The 16,520-nt window shown below is 36.4% G+C and carries 14 protein-coding genes and 3 pseudogenes; 15 read left to right on the forward strand and 2 right to left on the reverse strand.

The features are described from left to right. The first annotated feature begins 9 nt into the window (after positions 1 to 9). The 10 genes and pseudogenes from AABM58_RS00685 to AABM58_RS00730 all read left to right on the forward strand — a co-directional run bounded on the left by AABM58_RS00685 (position 10) and on the right by AABM58_RS00730 (position 9,351). Positions 10 to 1,479, forward strand: a complete 1,470-nt coding sequence (locus AABM58_RS00685; RefSeq protein ID WP_338405995.1) for an ankyrin repeat domain-containing protein — start codon at positions 10 to 12, stop codon at positions 1,477 to 1,479. Continuing rightward, positions 1,476 to 3,302 (forward strand): phage terminase large subunit family protein, encoded by a 1,827-nt coding sequence (locus tag AABM58_RS00690; protein ID WP_338405996.1) that lies wholly within the window; start codon positions 1,476 to 1,478, stop codon positions 3,300 to 3,302. Before AABM58_RS00685 ends, AABM58_RS00690 begins: the two co-directional genes overlap by 4 nt. A 3-nt stretch (positions 3,303 to 3,305) precedes the next feature. After that, complete coding sequence (locus tag AABM58_RS00695; protein ID WP_338405997.1) at positions 3,306 to 3,539, forward strand: hypothetical protein; 234 nt, start codon at positions 3,306 to 3,308, stop codon at positions 3,537 to 3,539. Positions 3,540 to 3,579: 40 nt separating this feature from the next. Next, entirely contained in the window at positions 3,580 to 3,840 is a 261-nt protein-coding gene (locus AABM58_RS00700) for a hypothetical protein (RefSeq protein ID WP_077188256.1), read from the forward strand. Further along, on the forward strand, positions 3,831 to 4,112 hold the full coding sequence (locus AABM58_RS00705; protein ID WP_338405998.1) for a type II toxin-antitoxin system RelE family toxin: 282 nt from the start codon (positions 3,831 to 3,833) through the stop codon (positions 4,110 to 4,112). Before AABM58_RS00700 ends, AABM58_RS00705 begins: the two co-directional genes overlap by 10 nt. 102 nt (positions 4,113 to 4,214) lie before the next feature. Continuing rightward, positions 4,215 to 5,619, forward strand: a pseudogene (locus AABM58_RS00710) (phage portal protein). A gap of 14 nt (positions 5,620 to 5,633) precedes the next feature. Next, positions 5,634 to 6,686, forward strand: coding sequence for a S49 family peptidase (locus AABM58_RS00715; RefSeq protein ID WP_338405999.1), 1,053 nt, complete (start codon positions 5,634 to 5,636; stop codon positions 6,684 to 6,686). Between the two features lie 63 nt (positions 6,687 to 6,749). Next, positions 6,750 to 7,109, forward strand: coding sequence for a head decoration protein (locus tag AABM58_RS00720; protein WP_338406000.1), 360 nt, complete (start codon positions 6,750 to 6,752; stop codon positions 7,107 to 7,109). A 24-nt stretch (positions 7,110 to 7,133) separates the two neighbouring features. After that, positions 7,134 to 7,739 (forward strand): annotated as a pseudogene (locus AABM58_RS00725) (major capsid protein); the annotation flags it as partial. A gap of 265 nt (positions 7,740 to 8,004) precedes the next feature. Then, positions 8,005 to 9,351 (forward strand): IS110 family RNA-guided transposase, encoded by a 1,347-nt coding sequence (locus AABM58_RS00730; RefSeq protein WP_338406860.1) that lies wholly within the window; start codon positions 8,005 to 8,007, stop codon positions 9,349 to 9,351. Here AABM58_RS00730 and AABM58_RS00735 read toward each other — a convergent pair. Next, entirely contained in the window at positions 9,331 to 9,954 is a 624-nt protein-coding gene (locus tag AABM58_RS00735; protein ID WP_338406001.1) for a hypothetical protein, read from the reverse strand. The genes AABM58_RS00730 and AABM58_RS00735 overlap by 21 nt on opposite strands. Before the next feature lie 240 nt (positions 9,955 to 10,194). Between AABM58_RS00735 and AABM58_RS00740 the strand changes: the two genes are divergently transcribed. Next, the gene (locus AABM58_RS00740) at positions 10,195 to 10,980 is read left to right on the forward strand and encodes an enoyl-ACP reductase FabI (protein ID WP_338406002.1); all 786 of its coding nucleotides are present in this window, start codon (positions 10,195 to 10,197) and stop codon (positions 10,978 to 10,980) included. A gap of 16 nt (positions 10,981 to 10,996) precedes the next feature. On the opposite strand, the gene secD is transcribed toward AABM58_RS00740, so the two are convergent. Then, positions 10,997 to 12,502, reverse strand: coding sequence for a protein translocase subunit SecD (gene secD / locus AABM58_RS00745; RefSeq protein ID WP_338406003.1), 1,506 nt, complete (start codon positions 12,500 to 12,502; stop codon positions 10,997 to 10,999). Between the two features lie 748 nt (positions 12,503 to 13,250). On the opposite strand from secD, the pseudogene AABM58_RS00750 reads away from it, so the two are divergent. From AABM58_RS00750 to murB, 4 genes and pseudogenes are all read left to right on the forward strand, one after another. After that, positions 13,251 to 14,077: pseudogene (locus tag AABM58_RS00750) on the forward strand (IS5 family transposase). A 69-nt stretch (positions 14,078 to 14,146) separates the two neighbouring features. Beyond that, positions 14,147 to 14,296 carry a hypothetical protein gene (locus tag AABM58_RS00755; RefSeq protein ID WP_338406004.1) on the forward strand — a complete coding sequence of 50 codons (150 nt, stop codon included), beginning with the start codon at positions 14,147 to 14,149 and terminating at the stop codon, positions 14,294 to 14,296. Between the two features lie 449 nt (positions 14,297 to 14,745). Then, positions 14,746 to 15,624 carry a hydroxymethylbilane synthase gene (hemC, locus tag AABM58_RS00760; RefSeq protein WP_338406005.1) on the forward strand — a complete coding sequence of 293 codons (879 nt, stop codon included), beginning with the start codon at positions 14,746 to 14,748 and terminating at the stop codon, positions 15,622 to 15,624. After that, positions 15,615 to 16,502: a UDP-N-acetylmuramate dehydrogenase gene (gene murB, locus AABM58_RS00765; RefSeq protein WP_338406006.1), complete on the forward strand. Its 888-nt coding sequence runs from the start codon at positions 15,615 to 15,617 to the stop codon at positions 16,500 to 16,502. Before hemC ends, murB begins: the two co-directional genes overlap by 10 nt. Positions 16,503 to 16,520: the final 18 nt, after the last annotated feature.

The following is a 16,520-nucleotide window of genomic DNA, read 5'->3' on the forward strand; positions in this document are numbered from 1 at the left end:
AAATATAAAATGGCTGATAACTTAAGTTTGGAGTTAATAAAGTGTCTCATTAATCAACCTGGATTAGATGTTAATGTTAGAGGGTTAAACGGAAAAACACCACTACATTGCGCTATAGAATTTGACGAATTAAGCATGGTGGACTTGTTACTCACGAAGAAGAACATTAATCCTTTTGTAGAAGATAATGATGGTAAAACATCTCTTGATTACGCCAAAGAGGGAAAAAAAGCAGAAATATTACAAGCGCTAATTAATAACAAGTACGGGTCAGAACAAGATAGCTTACTTCATTTGGCTGCAATGATAGGTGAAGTTAATGCAGTTAGATATTTGATAGGAAAAGGTGTTGACGTTAACGTACGAAATGCTCTGCATCATACGCCATTACATCTAGCAGCAGGCATAGGACATGCAGAAGTTGTAAAGATTTTGATAAGAGAAGGAAACGCTGAAATAGATGTCTTTGATGCGCGAAATCAGACACCAATGCACTATGCAGTTAATAATAAAAAGTTGGAGATAGTAAAGTTACTGCTGAAGCTTGGAGCAGATGTGAATAGTGCACGCATGGGACAAAACTCAATGAAATTGTCACCTGTTCATATAGCTGTAAGTAATACTAATTACGATGAAAGAGATTTGTGTTTGGATATCCTCAAATGCTTAATAAGGGAGCCTAATGCTCAAGTCAATTTGCAAGACTACGAAAATAAAACACCACTACATTACGCTGAAAGACTTAAAACAATAGAAGTTTTACTAACGCGAGAAGATATAGACCCTCTCGTAAAAGACGATAGCGGCAAGACACCATTTGATTACGCTAAACCTGAGATAAAAAAGGCTTTGATGAGTAATAAATACGGTTCTGAAAAGAATAGTCTACTACATTTAGCTGCACAAAGAGGAGAAATTGAGATTGTAGATGCAATTTTAAAAGAAGAAATTGATATTGATATTGTAAATAATAAAGGTCTATCACCGATTTACCTTGCTGCAGAAAAAGGACATTTACATGTAGTAAAATTACTGCTGAAAAAAGGAGCAAACTATACACCTGTTCTGCATTTAGCAATCAAGTCAAATAATTTAGAATTGCTAAAAACTTTATTTAAAGAAAAGAGTATCAAATTACCAGATAAGATAGGCAGATCTGTACCAATTTATTATAGGTGTATGGAGCATAGAGATGCAAAAGTAAGAAAATACAATAGTGTGATCTGTGTTTTTACCTCAGTAAGTGCAGTAGCAATGGCAGCATATATAGGTTTAACAGCAACAACAATAAGCAATGCAATCATTTTTGCAACAATAACAGGAATATTTGCGCTTATTATAGCAATAATGATAAGTGAGATGAGCAAAAGGTATATAGAAAATGAATTTCAGAAAAAGATGTTTATGGAATTGGAGGAATGTAGTTCTACTGTTAATGATGTTGAGATAGAACCAGCAATAAGTAGGGTTAAGGTATGATCTATGCTACATCTTTTTCTGAAGGTTTAAGACCAGATCCACTACTTAAAGTATCAGAGTGGGCGAATGAGTATCGAGTTTTAGCGCCAACTGCAGCATCAGAGCCAGGTAAATGGAGAACGGAAAGAACTCCTTATTTAAAAGAAATCATGGATTCACTTTCTCCGTCCTCACCAGCAGAAAAAGTAGTATTCATGAAAGGAGCGCAGATTGGGGGAACAGAAGCTGGTAACAATTGGATTGGCTACATCATAGATCAAACACCAGGGCCAATGTTAGTTGTGCAGCCAACAGTTGAAATGGGAAAGCGTTGGTCAAAAGGAAGATTTGCACCGTTAATAGAGAGTACGCCATGTTTAAAAAATAAAGTAAAAGACCCAAGGTCAAGAGATTCAGGCAATACTGTGCAAAGTAAGGAATTTCCAGGTGGAATAGTAGTAATAACTGGAGCAAACAGCAGTGTAGGTCTCAGGTCTATGCCAGTAAAATATCTCTTTCTTGATGAGATAGATGCCTATCCAGGAGATTCAGGAGGTGAAGGAGATCCAGTACTGCTCAGTATTGCACGAACTAATACATTTGCAAGGCGAAAGATTTTTTTAGTATCAACACCAACGATTCATGGAATAAGCAGAATTGAGAAAGAATTTGAAGCAACAGATAAGAGATATTTTTTTGTACCATGTCCGCATTGTAATTATTACCAAATTTTAAAATGGTCACAAATAAAATGGGAAGATAAAAATCCAAATACAGCACACTATATATGTATAGAATGTGGTGAAAAGATAGAAAATCATCAAAAGACAGAGATGCTTGAACGTGGAGAATGGAGACCTACTAATAGAGTAAAAGGTGAGAAAAAAGGATTTCATCTTTCAAGTCTTTATAGTCCAGTTGGCTGGTATAGTTGGCAACAAGCAGTAGAGGATTTTCTTCATGCAAAAGAAAGTGAACAATTACTGAAGGTTTGGATAAATACCACGCTAGGAGAAACTTGGGTAGATAAAGGAGAAGTACCAGATTGGAAGCAATTATTCAACAGGAGAGAATTTTTTCCCGTAGGCACAGTACCTAGGAGAGAAGTGGTACTTACTGCAGGAGTAGATGTCCAAAAAGATCGTTTAGAAGTAGAAGTTGTAGCATGGGGAAAAAGCCGTGAAAGTTGGTCAATAGACTACCGAGTATTTGAAGGAGATACAGGAGGAGGAGAAGTATGGAAAAAGCTTTCGGAGCTCCTCAATCATCATTTTATTGGTGAAAATGGGCTTAAATATATGATAAGTATGATGGCGGTTGATGCAGGGTATGCAACGCAGAAAGTTTACAACTGGGTGAGAAGTCATCAAGGGTCTGGAAGAGTAATGGCAGTGAAAGGTGTAAATAAAGCACTAGTGCCGCTGAGCAGCCCAAGTAGAGTAGATATAACAGTTGGAGGGCAAAAGCTGAAAAGAGGAATAAAGCTATGGCCAGTAGGAGTATCGATATTAAAGTCAGAGCTTTTTCAATTACTTAATATTTCAAAAGGAGAAGAAGGAAAAGCTCTACCTGGATATTGTCATTTTCCCGAGTATGCACCTGAGTATTTTAAGCAGCTAACGGCAGAGCAATTAGTCAGCAAAGTAGTAAAAGGATATACCAAACAAGAGTGGCAAAAGGTAAGAGAAAGAAATGAAGTACTAGATTGCCGGATTTACGCAAGAGCAGCATCGATAGCACTGGGGATTGATAGATGGCCAGAGAGTAAATGGAATAGTTTAAGTGAAAAACCAGAAAGTAAAAAATCAAAGAAAATAGTGAAAAGTAAATGGATCAGCAAGTAGTCAATGTATAACGAAGATTATTTAATTCAAGTCGAAGAAGCGATAAAGAAACTACAAAATGGAGAGAGAGTAGTATCAATTGCATATGGTGACCATGTTGTGCGGTACGGGGAAGTTCAAATAAAGGATTTATTGGAGCTCAGGCAACGTATTAAAGCTGAACTGAAAGTTGCAGGTGTGAAGCCAAAGAGAAAGATAGTGTTTTCAACGAGTAAAGGGATTGACAAAATTATATAAAAGTGTTACAATTCGAAGTTGATATCTTGCAGTGAATAATATGGATCAAAATCAAGGAAGGATTAATGTTAATGTAAATTTTGAGGGGGAGTTTGCTCATTACCTTATAGAAATGGCGAAAGTTCAAAATAGACCTATAGAAGAGATTGTAAAAGATCTAGTAGAAGAAGAACTTGAAGTAAGTAAACTATCTGAAGGTGACGAAATGGATGAAGGAGAAATAGCTCTACTTGAACTTGCTGCTAAACGTAATGTTCCTGGAGCAAAAATAATTAGGCATGAAGATATCAAGTGGGAATAATTTACCAAATTGGTTATTTAGAAGGTGTAGATACCGAAGATCTTCCTTCTCTTCCGAAAACAATACGGTTAAGGGTGCAAAAAGCTATAGAAAAACGTCTCACAATTATTCCTGATAAAGTAGGTGAGGCTTTATCGCGTAAATGGGTAGGCTACTTTAGGTTGCGTGTTGGCGATTATCGAGTCATATACTTAATAGATAACTCAGAGCACATGGTCAAGATTGCAGCAATAGGACATCGAAAAGAAATTTATAAACGTAGTCCAGAGTAATGACTCTCTACATACAATCTGTTAAACAAATTCTCTAGCAACTTGCTATAATTTTTCAATGTCAAATTGTGCAACAACTTGCTGCATAATTAAAGAGGCAAAATGTTATTAAAATCATTCAAACAACTATTTAACAGACCAAAGATAAAAAGTTCAGCATGGGATGCAGCAGGGTCAGGAAGAAGATTTTTTCACTTTCAACCAGAGTCAGGAAGTATAAATAATTTGCTGTCTCAAAGCCTTAAAACTTTACGTAGTAGATCACGTGATATGGTGAGAAAAAATCCATATGCAGCAAATATCGTTGATACAATAGTAAGTAACTCTATTGGAACAGGAATAAAACCGCAATCAAAAGCAAGAGATGGAGAATTTCGAAAGAAAATACAAGAATTATGGCTAAAATGGACAGATGAAGCAGATAGTAACGGAGTAAGTGATTTTTATGGATTACAAGCTCTGGTATGTAGGAGCATGATAGAAGGTGGAGAGTGTTTTGTACGCCTCCGACATCGTAAACTCGAAGATGGATTTTCTGTACCATTGCAACTTCAAGTATTGGAATCAGAGCATTTGGACAATAAGAGCAATCAAACACTAGCCAATGGTAATGTAATAAGAAACGGGATTGAGTTTTGGGCAAAGAGAGGCATATTACTTATTTAGAGAACATCCAGGAGAAGGCTCATTTGGAGAATCAGTGAGAGTACCAGCAAACGATGTTTTACATATCTATAGACCACTAAGACCTGGTCAGATAAGAGGAGAGCCATGGCTTTCTAATATACTGCTAAAGCTTTATGAGCTTGATCAATACGATGATGCAGAATTAGTAAGAAAAAAGACAGCGGCGATGTTTGCAGGATTTATTACGAGACTCGATCCAGAAGCAAATATTTTAGGTGAGGCGCAAGCAAATGAGCAAGGAGTAGCACTATCTGGACTGGAACCTGGAACAATGCAGCTTTTAGACCCAGGAGAAGATATAAAATTTTCAGAGCCGTCTGATGTTGGAGGAAGTTATGAAGCATTCATGAGACAGCAGCTAAGGGCAATAGCAATAGGCACAGGAATAACATATGAGCAACTAACAGGAGATTTAACAGGCGTTAATTATTCATCCATTCGAGCGGGATTAATAGAGTTTCGTCGTCGATGCGCTATGCTGCAACATAACATTATGGTATTCCAGTTTTGCAGACCAGTATGGAGTAGATGGCTAGAGTTAGCAGTACTTTCTGGAGAACTCTGTATAGATGAAAAAGTAGTAAAAGCAGCGAAAGAAGAAGTAAAATGGATACCACAGGGATTTGATTGGGTGGATCCTTTAAAAGATCAACAAGCACAGCAAATGGCAGTAAGGAATGGATTTAAGAGTCGATCGGAAGTAGTATCAGAAATGGGTTACGATGTTGAAGAAATTGACCAAGAAATAGCAGAAGATCAAAAGCGTGCTGATTCTCTCAACCTTTTCTTTGATTCTGATGTCAGGACACAAACAAAATAAGTCTCGTTTACTTTATGGAAATTTTACAAACCAACTGGCTATGTAGGCCGATGATGATAGAGCAAAAAAGCTTTGACCTGTTGTCACTATATAACGGAAAACAACCTATCTTGAAAAATATAAAACATGCAGTAAATCAGAATATAGAAAAAACAGCAGTAATAGCAATACATGGAATTTTGACCAAAAAACCAGGGGCTTTTGACGATTTTCTGGGAATGACATCATATGAGAAAATTCAAGAAGAAATAGAAGAAGCATTATCAAACAAAGATATAGAAACTATTCTGCTTGATATAGATAGCCCCGGAGGAGAGGTAAACGGTATATTTGACCTAGCTGACTTTATTTATGAATCAAGAGCAAAAAAGAGGATAATAGCGATAGCAAATGATGATGCATACTCTGCTGCATATGCTATAGCTTCAAGCGCTGAGAAGGTATTTGTGAGCAGAACTTCTGGTGTTGGCAGTATTGGAGTAATAGCAAGTCATATAGATCAAAGTAGATTTGATGAAAAGCAAGGTATTAAGTACACCACAATCTTTGCTGGTAGTCGAAAGAATGATTTAAACCCACATGAGCCAATGACGTCTGAAAGTCTGGAAAGCTTACAAAAAGAAGTAGATCGACTATATGAAATGTTTTTGCAGCTAATAGCAAGGAACAGAGGTCTTTCAATTGAAAAGATTCGATTAACAGAGGCAGGGCTATATTTTGGGGAGAAAGCAGTAGAAATAGGCCTTGCAGACGGAATGACAATTCTTTCATCTATTAATAAAAACAGGAGTATTACTATGAATGAACAAACTACAAATGACCTAGAAACTGATAATTTAACCAAGTATCGTACTGAAGTTCTTGAATTAATACGTTTATGTAATTTATCACGAATGCCAGAGAAAATAGGAGAATTTATTGAGCAGGGCGTAAGTATTGAGCAAGCAAGGGAAGTTTTAATGGAACTGCTAGCAGAGCGAACGAAGAAGACAGAGATACTGAGTGCAATATCACAGAATTCGCCGAAAGATTTGATGATGCAAGTAGCGAAAAGTCGGTGTATTTAAATTTTATAACCGCCGTATATAGCATTGACAAAAGCGGCGGTAAGCAATTAAGGAGAAAATTTTATGAGTTGTATAACCGAACAAAATAATCTGGGTGACCTATTAAAGTATGAGGCATCAAGTCTATATTCAAGAGATCAGATAACAGTAGCCAAGGGACAAAATCTTAAACTTGGTACAGTTGTTGGTTGTGATAAAGACAACATGATTAAGATAATAAATCCAACTGCCACAGATGGAGCGATAGGTGTGATAATAAGCGATGTAAACGCAAAGGAAAATACTAAAGGAGTCATTGTTACTCGTGGTGCAATGCTAGCAGATTATGCAGTTGTATGGCCAGCAAATATTACTGAAGAACAGAAAAATGCAGCAATAAAGCAGCTTGAAGGACGAGGAATCATTATCCGCAAGGGAGTTTAACTAAAATTAATAAGGAGAAAAAGAATGCAAAATCCATTTACAAATACAGCATTTAGTATGACGGCACTAACAAATGCGATGAATATATTGCCGATAAATTATGGACGAGTTGAAAATTTAAATTTGTTTCCAAGTAAGTCAGTAAGATTTAGACATATTACCATAGAAGAGCAAAATGGAGTATTAAGTTTACTACCAACGCAGTTACCCGGAGCACCAGCAACAGTAGGAAAAAGAGGAAAAAGAAAGGTAAGAACATTTACGATTCCGCATATTCCACATGATGATGTAGTGCTGCCAGAGGAAGTACAGGGAATAAGGGCATTTGGATCAGAAAGTGAACTGAAAGCGTTGGCAGATGTAATAACTGATCATTTGCAGCTAATGAGAAACAAACATGCAATAACGTTAGAGCATTTGCGTATGGGAGCGCTGAAAGGAATCATTCTTGATGCTGACGGATCAGAATTATTAAATCTGTACAACGAATTTGAAATAACACCAAAAGTAGTAAATTTTGCCCTTGGAATAGCAACAACTGATGTAAAGCGTAAGTGTCTGGAAGTACTCCGGCATATAGAAGATAACCTAAGTGGTGAATATATGACTGGAGTTCATGCACTCATAAGCGTCAAACAGACGAAATCTGTCAAACCAGGAAGAAACTCCCAATTTAAGTTTTGAGTAATTTCTGATATAACTTTGTGAGAAGCGCTTTTGCAGTTATAACCGACCAAGTCACTGGTGCCTTTAGTGCCCGTTCGTAAGCGTGGTTTTGGGAGGAACGGTCAAATCATTGATGGAGTTTTTGTAGACTACCTCGGTTAGGAGATTGTACTATCAACCGTTCCAAGCTGAAGCGTTTCCCTATTACAAATTATACGAAGGAGTTGCCATGAAAAAAGCAAAAAGTAAATTAGAAATAGTGAATCCTGATGCAGCAGGGATTGATGTTGGTTCATCTGTACATTATGTATGTGTACCTGAAGGAAGAGATGAACAACGTATCCAAAAATTTGGCTGCTTCACTGAAGACCTTCATAATTTAGCACGGTGGTTGAAAAAATGTAAAGTTACAACTGTAGCTATGGAATCAACAGGAGTATACTGGATTCCTTTATTTCAAGTACTCGAATCATATGGGTTTGAAGTAAAACTGGTAAATGCGCGACATGTAAAAAATGTACCTGGAAGAAAGTCAGATGTTCAGGACTGTCAGTGGTTACAACAACTACACAGTTATGGACTACTTCATGGATCATTCAGACCCGATGATCAAATTTGTGTATTGCGTAGTTATGTGCGGCAACGTAAAAGTCTTACTGAAAGTGCATCTACACATGTTCTGCGTATGCAGAAGGCATTAATTCAAATGAATATACAGCTGCATAAAGTTATAAGAGATATTACTGGAGTAACTGGTATGAAAATTATCAAGGCTATAATCGAAGGCGAAAGGGATCCTGAGAAATTGGTTGAATTCAGGGATGCACGAATAAAAAATGATCAGTCTACTATTGCAAAAGCGTTAGCTGGTGACTATAGAGAGGAACACTTATTCACGCTAAAGCAAGAATTTGAACTATATAATATCTATCAAGAAAAAATAGCAGAATGTGATAGAAATATTGAGGCCTATTACAAAACGTTCGAAACAAAACCTGGCGAAAGTAAACAGTTGAGTAAGGAAAAGAATAAGCATAGAAAAAGTAAGCCAAACTTTGCTTTGCACGAGGAACTGCACCGGATAACTGGTATGGATTTTACTAAAGTTCCAGGGCTTGATGTACTAAGTGTACAGACCATAATTTCAGAAACTGGTATAAACCATAGTAAATGGTCAACAGAAAAACACTTCTCATCGTGGTTAGGACTCAGCCCTGCCAATAAAATTACAGGAGAAAAAGTGTTTAGCACAAGAACGCGTAAAGTCATTAATCGTGCTGCGAATGCATTTCGAATGGCTGCTAATTCTGTGGGAAATAGTAAAAGTGCATTAGGTGCATACTACAGGAAATTAAAAAAACGATTAGGAGCGCCAAAAGCAATAACAGCTACTGCAAGAAAGATAGCGTGCATATTTTATAGTATGCTCAAATACGGACAGGAATATGTAGAAAAAGGAATGGAATACTATGAAATACGCTATAAAGATAGAACTGTAAAAAATTTGATCAAAAGAGCAAAGGAACTTGGCTATCTCTTGGTAAAAAAAGATGAGTTAGTTCAAGGAGTTTCTTAGGAGGCTTTGATATATTTCATGAATGTTAGTGTTGTTAGTATAGTCTTCTAGTTCTTTTGAAATCTCAGCCTCTAATTTTGCAACCTCATTTTCTAGTATAGAATAGTATTTTTGCTTCAATTGATCACTCAATACTGATTTACCACCATCCAGAGCATTTAAAATGTCTTGTTTGCATACCTCAATTTCTTTAGAAATTTTAGAATTGTGTTGTAGCTCCGCTTCTTGTATATCTTGATCCATTTTGGCCTGTAATTTTTTACTGATCTCATCAAAATCTTTGGATAAATTCCTGTGAACAAGGTATTTTAATATAATAGGTAAAGCTAGCGCATTTTCTTTATAAAGTGAAGACAAAAGCTCTAAAGCGAAAGAATTAGGTATTGCTTCTCTTGGTAGAGTTAAAGTTAAAATTTTATTGCCAAAGTAATAATGTTTCATAACTAACTCTACCAAAGAATCTTTGAATCCTTTTCGATCATCTATATTAAATATATTGCCAACAAAGAATTCTTCTAATGCTTTAAAAGGACAACGGTTTTTCTCTAATTTTACTTTTATAATACGGCTTAACATCGTAACCTCACTAATTATTTTATGCACGCAGTTTAACACTATTTTAATTACTTGTCAAAAGAGTATAATTATTAACTATAATATTTAATTAATAAAGCTTTGTTTCGTTTAATAAGGAGCAATCTAAGATAGACGGCTGTTAGAAACTCTCATTGCTGCCTTTTTGTTAACAGTGGTATTAGACTTCAAGTTACTGCAAAAAATGTTTTAAAACATAATTGACTTTGCTTAGTTAATACTCCAAATTATAAAAAAACAGATAGTTCTATGACGACAAGTCTATTACAAGGCAAAAAGGGGTTAATAACTGGAATAATAAATAAGAGATCAATAGCATACGGTATAGCAAAAACTCTCTCAGAGCACGGGGCAGAACTTGCAATCACCTACCAGAATGAAATAATAAAAGAAAAACTATCACCAATAGCAGATGAATTAAATGTGGAGCTAATATTACACTGTAACGTTTCAAATGAAAAAATCATAGATAACACTTTTGAAATAATAGAGAAAAAATGGGGTACTCTTGACTTTTTGGTTCATGCAATAGCGTTCTCCGATAAAAATGAGTTAAATGGCAAATATGTCAATACTTCACTGAATAACTTCCTCAATGCAATGCATATATCATGCTATTCTTTTACTGCTTTAGCGCAAAGAGCTGAAAAAATGATGTCAAGTGGTGGTAATTTACTTACTTTATCTTATTATGGCGCTGAAAAAGTTATGCCAAATTATAACGTTATGGGTTTATGTAAAGCAGCACTTGAAGCAAGTGTAAAATATATAGCATGTGATCTCGGGCCACAAAATATCAGAGTAAATGCAATTTCCGCTGGTCCAATCAGAACTTTAGCATCTTCTGGAATAAGCGATTTTCACTCCATATCAGAATGGAATAGAAATAATTCTCCGCTCAGACGCAATGTTACAATAGAGGATGTTGGCAAGGCAGCGTTATACTTATTAAGCGACTTAAGTAGTGGCACTACTGGGGAAATTTTGCACGTTGATTCAGGATATAACGTTGTGGGAATGAAGGTAGTTGACTGAGATCTAAATCCTTAATTCAAAGCGCTAGTTCCTTCGGGTTCATACACAACTCTATCAGGAGTTTTGTGACTGTGATTGCAGAAAACATCGAACATAAAATTCCTATTGATAGAGTGACAGAAAAGCCTCTTATTGCTCCACTGCCAATAATGAACATTATTCCTGCAGCAATTAATGTAGTGATATTTGAATCCAGTATTGTCTTTATAGCGTTTTTAAACCCTTCTTCAATAGCACGTTCCACTCTCTTGCCAGATTTGATTTCCTCACGAATTCGCTCAAATATTAAAACATTTGCATCCACCGCCATACCGACAGTGAGTGCAATACCGGCAATTCCAGGTAAAGTTAGAGTTGCTTCAAGCAGAGTGAGAATTGATAATATAAGAATTACATTAGAAAAAAGCGCAACAGAGGCCAATACACCTAATTTGCCGTAAGTGATGATTATAAATAAAGCCACGGCTACAATAGAGATTGTTGCTGCCATTTCCCCTGCCTTTATTGATTCTTCTCCAAGGCTTGGGCCAATATTTTTTTCTTCAATTATTTTAAGTGGTGCTGGCAGTGCTCCAGATTTTAAAAGTATTGCAAGTTCGCTTGCTTGTTTTTCAGTAAAATTACCGCTAATTTCTCCCTCTCCATTTAAAATTGGCTCACGTATTGTAGGTACTGTTAAAACTGTGTTATCCAGAACAATTGCAAAAGGTTTTCCTACATTTTCTTTAGTGATTTTCGCGAATCTTTTACTCGCTATGCTGTCAAATTTAAAATGCACTGTCGGTTTACCTAAATTGCCGAATCTAACTGATGCGTTAACCAGCGAATCGCCACCTATTTCAGTTTTGCGGAATATTGGATAAGAATTACCTAAAGAATCCTTGAGCATGACAGTAGTTTCGTGATCTATATCCTGCACCTTGGCTATGTTAGTGTTTGCCAAATGAAAAGCTAGCTTAGCAGTTTTGCCAAGCAAAGATTTTATCTGCTTGGTGTCTTCTACTCCAGGCACCTGCACTAATATTTTATTCTGCCCTTGTTTTTGAACGCTGACTTCCTTTGTGCCAAGTTTGTCCAAACGGCGCTGGACATTGTTTATTGATTCTGCAACTACTTCACTGATCAAAGAATTTTTATAATGGGGTTTATACGAAATGAGAATTGAAGAATCTTTTTTATTTAGCTCTAAATTTGGATTTATCGCATTAATCAACACAGATGCTTTTTTATAATCATCAATATTATTTAAAGTTACAACGCTATTTTGTACGTTAGATTCAATATTTTTTGTTAGCAATGTCTCTTTTATCTCACCTGCTAGCATGACTAGCTTTTCCTTAAAATAGAAGTCTAAGTCTATGTTTAGAAGCAAAGATGCCCCTCCTTTCAGGTCAAGGCCTAAGTTTATTCTTTTTTTCGAAATAAAAAGCTTATTATCAAAGAAATTTGGTAGTGTTATGTATAAAGCAAGTAAACAGATGCATAATACTGAAAAAGATTTGACTATAAGCCTGTTGTACATAAGTTGTAGGTTTAAAATTGCAGTGTAAGTTAAAAATAGATTTTTGTAAAATTCTCTATTGCCCAAATAACCTATGGTGTCATGCAAGTAGCCCGCAGAAACGAAAAAACTTACTTGACAAACTCCGCCAGTCCTCTTATCATGATAGTGAAGCTATTTATTTATCTTCGCAATCTGTGCAGGTTAATGACAAAAAACTTAGGGTATTTGGCGTCTCATGTTTAATTTTTCGCACTACGTGCATCGCATGTCTTTAAAAATTTTTAGGTTTTTACCTATATAAGCCGAAACGCGCTTACAAAGCGTTTAAGACAGCAAAAAACGTCAAATTGACAAGGGAGAATTTGAATACTAGCTACCCTAGGGTTTCTTTGCCTTTTTTCCTGCTTGGTAAATTTCTTAAACACTTGCGGTGTAGGTTAGTTGCAAGTTAAAAGCAGCTAAATCGCTCTTAATCAAGCGTTTTAGAATAAAAAAAACGCCGATATTTTAGTACATAGTAAATAGCCAACCACCACGGGGCTTCTTTTGCCTTTTTTTTCATTTGGTAAATTTCTTAACATTTATAGCTAAACGACAACCGTCATCCCGCTGCTTGTTAGCGGGATCTAGAGATACCGCGAATGAATCGCGGTATGACGGTTCGCGGCGGCATGACGATAAGGTTTATACCTTGTCATGCAAGTAGCTTGACACTAGACTTCTTTCAAAATTGTTAGAGAGAGTGTAAGATGAAGTATTTGAAAGCATGAAATATAAGGAAATAGAAAAGTTAGAAGGAGAAAAGTTTCGACGTTTAACAGGGGTAAAAAAAGCAACATTTGAGCGAATGGTAGAAATTCTAGAAGTGGAGGATAAAAGAAAAAAAGCTAGAAGTGGAAGAAAAAGTAAACTTTGCATAGAAGACAGGCTACTTATGGCACTGGAATATATAAGAGAATATCGTACATATTTTCATATTGGGCAAAGCTATGGCATGAGTGAAAGTAACAGTTTTAAAATAATAAGATAGGTAGAAGACATATTAATAAAACATCCAGATTTTGCATTACCAGGAAAAAAAGAGCTATTAAAGAGTGATGTAGAATATGAAGTTTTAGTAATAGACGGAACTGAAACGCCAGTAGAGAGACCAAAAAAAAGCAAAAGCCCTTCTACTCTGGAAAGAAAAAAAGGCATACTATAAAAACACAAATAGTAACAGAGAAGAAGAGTAAAAAAGTCATATGCACATCTTTCTCGAATGGTAGAAAACACGATTTTCGGATGTTTAGAGAATCAAAGGTAGCAATATTACCGGACACCAAAATCTTAGCTGATGCCGGCTACAGGGGAATGCAGAAGATACACAAAAATGTTGTATTACCGCACAGGAAAATGAAAAAGAATCCGTTAAGCAAAGAACAAAAAAAAGAGAACAGGGCACTTATGAGCCAAAGGGCAATTGTTGAAAACGTAATTGGCTTATTGAAAAGGTTTAAAATCATCTCGGACAGGTATAGAAACCGACGAAAACGTTTTGGTTTAAGGTTTAATTTGATTGCTGCAATTCACAATTTTGAGCTCCATACATGAATTTTGAAAGAAGTCTACTGGAATCCAGTTTTCCATATAATCTCATCGAAAATGTTGTAACCACTTTCTGTGCTAGTTTGCTTGCTCACAAGCAAACTTTCCTGGATCCCAGTGTCAAGCACTGGGATGACACCTCTGGGCGCTGGGATGACAGGAGAAGGAGGCTACTTTCATGACACCATTCTTTTTCCTGGATCCCAGTGTCAGCTACTTGGATGACATCATAGGGGCGCTGGGATGACAGGAGAAGGAGGCTACTTTCATGACACCATTCTTTTTCCTGGATCCCAGTGTCAGCTACTTGGATGACATCATAGGGGCGCTGGCCTGACAACCGTCATCCCGCTACGTGTTAGCGGGATCTAGAGATACCGCGAATGAATCGCGGTATGACGGTTCGCGGCGGCATGACGATAAGGTTTATACCTTGTCATGCAAGTACTAGAATCCAGTAAGCTTATTTATGCATATAAAAGGTTATTATTTTGTAAAGTCAAAGTTGCTTTTGGTTTTAAGTTAAAGTACAATAAATGCAAAGGCTCATATAAACTGGATCCAAGTACTTGAATAACATCAGAGAGAGGGTAACCGAGGTTCATGCGATACACGCTACCAAAGTGTTTAAATAATTAATTAGGTTAAGGTTTGGTATTCAAACAGTCGTACATATGCTAGTCAAAATAGGCACCAGAGGAAGCAGCCTTGCAGTTGCCCAGGCTTTGGAAGCAAAACAAAAGTTGCTGGACTCTTTTCCTAACTTATCTATTGAAATTGTTAAGATAAAAACTTCTGGAGATAAGTATGCAAACGCAAATCTTGCTGAAATAGGAGGCAAAGGATTATTCATTAAAGAAATTGAGGCTGAATTGCTCGAAAATAATATAGACATGGCAGTTCACTCGCTAAAGGATGTACCTGCATTTTTCTCAGGGGGTTTAACAATTCCTTGTGTTTTAGAAAGGCTAAGTCCATGCGATGCGTTTATTTCTCATAAACACAATAGCCTTGAGACTTTGCCACAGCAGGCTACTATTGCCACTTCTTCAATAAGAAGAAAAGTTCAGTTGTTAAATGTTAGACCAGATTTAAATATAATATCGCTACGTGGAAATGTAACAACCAGATTGCAAAATCAAAGTTTTGATGGAATAATTTTAGCTGAAGCAGGACTCATAAGATTAGAAAAACATCACTTAATTACAGAGGTATTGCCACCAAAAGTTATGTTAAGTGCAGTGGGACAGGGAGCGATTTGTATTCAATGTAGAAGGAATGATGTAAAAATTATCGATCTTTTAGAGAAAATTAATAATAATATGTCTTTTATAAGAGTGAAATCAGAGCGCAGTTTTATGAAGACAGTGAATGGTTCGTGTTTCACACCACTTGCAGCTTTGGCTGAATATGTGAGCAAAAATATGCTACACCTTCGTTGTATGTTGGCAGATGGAAAAAATATATACTTCACTGAGCGCACTTCATTTATAGAAGATGCGGAGAAAATGGGTATGGATGCAGGGTTAGAGTTGAAATCAAAATGCTTATAAGCTTACCTAAAGTACGTGGAGTCTATCGTTATGACATCTTAATGTCTAAAGCAACGTGGTTAAATGTCGGTGGACGAGCTGATATATTATTTAAACCACGTGATATTGAAGATTTAACATGCTTGATTAAAAACACTGAGTTGCCAATTAACGTTATCGGTGCAACATCCAACATAATAGTGCGAGATAGTGGCATTCGAGGAATAACAGTAAAATTAGGTAAGGAGTTTGCATATATTAAAAGTAAGGGTAACAACTCTATTGTTGCAGGTGGTGCTGCGCTGCTCAGGAACCTTGCTTACTTTGCAGGAGAGCAACAAATTAGTGGACTCGAGTTTCTAGTTGGAATTCCAGGAACAGTTGGTGGCGGAATAGAAATGAATGCAGGTGCATATGGTAATGATATCGCAAGCGTTGTACAATCCATAAAAGCAGTGAATCTAGAGGATGGAAACCTATATGAGTTCTCCAGCGAAGAAATGGGGTATTTTTACCGTGGACATAGCCTAAAAGGAAATTGGATTTTTGTTGAAGCTGAGTTTAAAGGAGTAAACTCAGAGTATGAGCTTATACTGCAAAGGTTAAAGGAAGTTATTGAGAGGAAAAATAAAAGCCAGCCAATAAGAGGAAAAACTGCTGGGTGCATATTCAAAAATCCAAAAAACTACCGAGCATGGGAGTTAATTGATAAATCTGGCTGCCTAGGGCTGAATATTGGTGGAGCTAGAATCTCTCAGAAACATTGTAACTTCTTGCTCAATTACGATAATGCAACTGCATCTGACTTGGAAAACCTTGGCAACAGAGTAAAAGATGCAGTGAAGGATAAATTTAATATTGAACTTGAGTGGGAGATAAGGGTTTTGGGTAGCTATTAGACAGTTTTTATAGTTGCT

Origin of the sequence: Wolbachia endosymbiont (group A) of Longitarsus flavicornis (assembly GCF_963931955.1) — a bacterium.
GTDB lineage: Bacteria > Pseudomonadota > Alphaproteobacteria > Rickettsiales > Anaplasmataceae > Wolbachia.